General features: G+C 72.4%; 4 protein-coding genes. 1 reads left to right on the forward strand and 3 read right to left on the reverse strand.

Features of this window, described 5'->3' with window-relative positions; translation table 11 throughout:
• Positions 1–333: 333 nt before the first annotated feature.
• Entirely contained in the window at positions 334–1,323 is a 990-nt protein-coding gene (locus tag ASF38_RS03715) for a LysR family transcriptional regulator (RefSeq protein WP_055963145.1), read from the reverse strand.
• Between the two features lie 139 nt (positions 1,324–1,462).
• On the opposite strand from ASF38_RS03715, the gene ASF38_RS03720 reads away from it, so the two are divergent.
• Positions 1,463–2,209 (forward strand): DUF4328 domain-containing protein, encoded by a 747-nt coding sequence (locus ASF38_RS03720; RefSeq protein ID WP_056573704.1) that lies wholly within the window; start codon positions 1,463–1,465, stop codon positions 2,207–2,209.
• A gap of 3 nt (positions 2,210–2,212) precedes the next feature.
• Here the strand turns inward: ASF38_RS03720 and recR are convergent, their stop codons facing one another.
• Both recR and ASF38_RS03730 read right to left on the reverse strand, forming a co-directional pair.
• Positions 2,213–2,812: a recombination mediator RecR gene (gene recR / locus ASF38_RS03725; RefSeq protein ID WP_055963139.1), complete on the reverse strand. Its 600-nt coding sequence runs from the start codon at positions 2,810–2,812 to the stop codon at positions 2,213–2,215.
• Between the two features lie 91 nt (positions 2,813–2,903).
• Positions 2,904–3,640: acyl-CoA dehydrogenase family protein (locus ASF38_RS03730; RefSeq protein ID WP_235497374.1), on the reverse strand; the 737-nt coding region annotated here is incomplete at its 5' end.

Below are 3,640 nucleotides of genomic sequence, written 5' to 3' on the forward strand. Positions count from 1 at the left end.
AGTCCGAGGTCGCGCTCCATCGCGCCGAGCATGCTGACCTTGGGCGGGGCGTCGTCGGGTGACGGCGCGGCGCTGGCCTGCTGGCCGAGCGCCGTGGCCAGCACGGCGGCGACGGCCAGGGAGCCGAAGAGGGTTCGCTTGGGAGTCTTCACGGTGGATCTCCTTCGTCGTGGCGGCACGCTGGGGTCGCCAGGGTGCAGCCGTCCTGCGGAACGGACGGCTCGCCGCCACGCCCCACGCTGTCGTCCGGAGACGGGTTCGCCTCCGCAGCCCCCCCGAGGGGTTGGCAAGAACGTACTGTCAGTTCAGCCCTGGAGGGTCATACCGGAAGAGTCATACCGCGGGGGTGATGCCCGGGTCGTGCTGCTCGCCGAAGCCCGGGTTCCGCCCCAACCAGTCGGCGTAGACGGCGCTGCGCGCGACGAGGTCACCGTGCGCCATGCGGACGGTGAGCAGCAGCTCGTCGGCGAAGGCAGCGCCGACGGAGTCGGGTCGCCAGCCGACGAGGTGGCGCCAGCTCAGGGGCACTCCGGCGAGCGGCTTGGTCACCAGCCCCGGGAGGACCCGCGTGGGCTGGCACAGCGCCACGGCCGTGCCGGACGCCACGAGGTCGATGCAGCTGGCCGCGTCGGCGACGTAGAGGCTGCGCGGTGCGAAGCCCTCGCGCGCGCAGGCAGCCGCGAAGCACTCCTGGAAGCAGCCGTCGCCCGGGGTGGCGGCCCAGCCGGTGGTGGCGAGGTCGGCGAGCGCGACCTCGTCGACGTCCGCCAGCGGGTGGTCCTGCGGGAGCATCACGAACACGGGGTCCACCGAGAACGTGCGCCACACCTGGCCGCGCTCCCCCGGCGTGCTGTCGCCTCCGCAGATGCCGACCACGGCGAAGTCGAGGCGCCCGTCGTCGAGCTCACGGGCCAGCTCGTCGGCCGACCACGAGGCGGTCGTGGAGACCTCGAGGTCGGGGTGCCGCTCCTCCAGCCGCTGGATGAGGGGCGCGAGGATGGCCGGCGACGAGGAGCCGATGGACAGGTGCTCGGGGGTGCTCCGCCCCCGTTCGGGGTCGTTCAGCCGGGTGGCGTCGTCGAGCAGGCCGGTCATGGCGGGCAGCAGCATGCGGGCCCGGGCGATGACCAGCTCGCCCAGCGACGTGGGCCGCACGCCGCGGTGGTCGCGGTCGAACAACGGGCCGCCCAGGGCACGCTCGATGCGGCTCAGCTGCGCGGTGAGCGCGGGCTGCGCGACACCCAGCTCGGCGGCGGCCTTCGTGACGCTCCCGGCGTCGGCGATGGCACACACGACCTTGAGGTGTCGCAGCTCCAGCTCCACTCGGTGAGTCTACCGGCGCCGCGGCGATCGGCGTCCTCGGTGCAGGCGTGCCCGAAGTCGGACAAAGTCCTCTGTTCTCGCCTCAGGAGCGGGTCACCTGTCGTACGGTCGCCCCAGATCATCACGACCCGGGGGAACCATGACCGACTCACCGACGTACCCGCGCTACCCGTCGCAGGACGACGTCCCGGAGGGCGTCGCGCAGTCCGGCGCGACGGCTGCTCCCGGCCAGGCCGCTCCGCACCCCGTGGCGCCCACGGGGTACGCCCAGCCGCTCGGCCTGCTGACCGCACTCACCGTCGGCGTCGCCGCGCTCTACACCGCGTTGCTGCTGCCCCGCTTCTGGCTGGCGCAGGACGCCGTCGAGCGATGGGAGCGCCAGGAGGCGGACGGCGGTCTGGCCTGGGACCTGTGGACCCCGTACGAGCTGGTCGACGCCGCGAGCTTCCCCGTCCTGCTCGGCGCCTACGTCATCACGTGCCTGTGGTTGTGGCGCGTCCGATCCAACCTCGAGGTCCTGTCGCCGACGTCTCCCCACGCGCGGCGGCGCGGGTGGGTGTGGGGCGGATGGCTGGTGCCGATCGTCTCGCTGTGGTTCCCCTACCAGGTGGTGCGCGACGCCCTCCGGGTGCGATCCCACCGTCCCTCGTCCGGCGCCCGCGTGGGGTGGTGGTGGGGTGCCTTCCTGCTGGGCTGCCTCGCCACCGGTGTCGAGAGCGTGTTCGTCCCGGTCGACGAGATCGACACGGCGTCCATCCAGCACCTGCCGGCGTTCGCCGCCGCGACGACCGTGCTGTTCGTCGTCGCGTGCGCCCTGTGGATCCGCGTGGTGCGGGCGATCGCGGCCGACCAGGCCGAGCTCCTGGCAGGGACCGAGGCGCGCTGACGTTCAGCCGGCGATGGCGGTGCGGCCCTCGAAGGCGCGCCCGAGGGTGAGCTCGTCGGCGTACTCGAGGTCGCCGCCGACGGGCAGGCCGCTGGCGAGCTTGCTGACCCGCAGGCCGAGGGTGCTCAGCATGCGGATGAGGTAGGTGGCCGTGGCCTCGCCCTCGAGGTTCGGGTCGGTGGCGATGATGACCTCGGTGACGGCGCCGTCCTGCAGGCGGCCGAGCAGCTCACGGATGCGCAGCTGGTCGGGGCCGATGCCCGCGATGGGGCTGATCGCGCCGCCCAGCACGTGGTAGCGGCCGCGGAACTCGCGGGTGCGCTCGATGGCGACGACGTCCTTGCTCTCCTCCACGACGCACAGCACGGTGACGTCGCGGCGGGGGTCGGTGCAGATGCGGCACTCGACGTCGACCGTCACGTTGCCGCAGATCGCGCAGAAGTGGACCTTGTCCTTCACGTCGACCAGCACGGCCGCGAGGCGACGGACGTCCTCGGGGTCGGCGTCGAGCAGGTGGAAGGCGATCCGCTGGGCGCTCTTCGGACCGACCCCGGGCAGCTGCCCGAGCTCGTCGATGAGGTCCTGGATGACGCCGTCGTACACAAGGAGTGAGTCTAGGCGCCCCGGCGGCCGCGGGCCCGCTCGGCGCGCGGCCGTGCGTCGTCGAACAGGCGCCCTCGATCGGACGACGCGGTCAGACGAACGCGTTGATGCCCGTCTCGGACCGACCGATCAGCAGCTTCTGCACCTGGCTGGTGCCCTCGTACAGGGTCATCACGCGAGCGTCACGCAGGTACTTCTGCACGGGGTACTCGTCGATGAAGCCGTAGCCGCCGAACGCCTGCACGGCCAGGTTCGAGGCACGCACCGCGGCCTCGGACGCGAACAGCTTGGCCTTGGAGGCGGCGGTGCCGAACGGCTCCCCGCGCTGCATGAGGTCGGCGGCGCGCCAGGTGAGCAGCCGCGCGGCGTCGGCGTCGACGCTCATGTCGGCGATCATCTCCTGCACCAGCTGGAACGACGCGATCGGCCGGCCGAACTGCTCGCGCTCGCCGGTGTACTTCACGGTCTCCTCGAGGCAGCCCTGCACGATGCCGACGCAGCTCGCTGCGATCGTGACCCGGCCCTTGTCGAGCGTCTGCATGGCGATCTTGAAGCCCTTGCCCTCCTCGCCGAGCAGGGCGTCGGCCGGGACCCGCACGCCGTCGAAGGACAACGCCGCGGTGGCCTGGCCACGCAGGCCCAGCTTGCCCTTGACCTCGGTGGCCTCGAAGCCGGGCGTGTCGGTGGGCACGAGGAACGCCGACACGCCCCGCGGGCCGTCGTCGCTGGTGCGGGCGAAGACGAGGGCGACGTCGGCCCAGGTGCCGTTGGTGATGAAGATCTTGGAGCCGTCGATCACCCAGTCGTCGCCGTCGCGGCGGGCACGGG

The sequence above is a fragment of the Aeromicrobium sp. Leaf272 genome, from assembly GCF_001422865.1.
Classification (GTDB): Bacteria; Actinomycetota; Actinomycetes; order Propionibacteriales; family Nocardioidaceae; genus Aeromicrobium.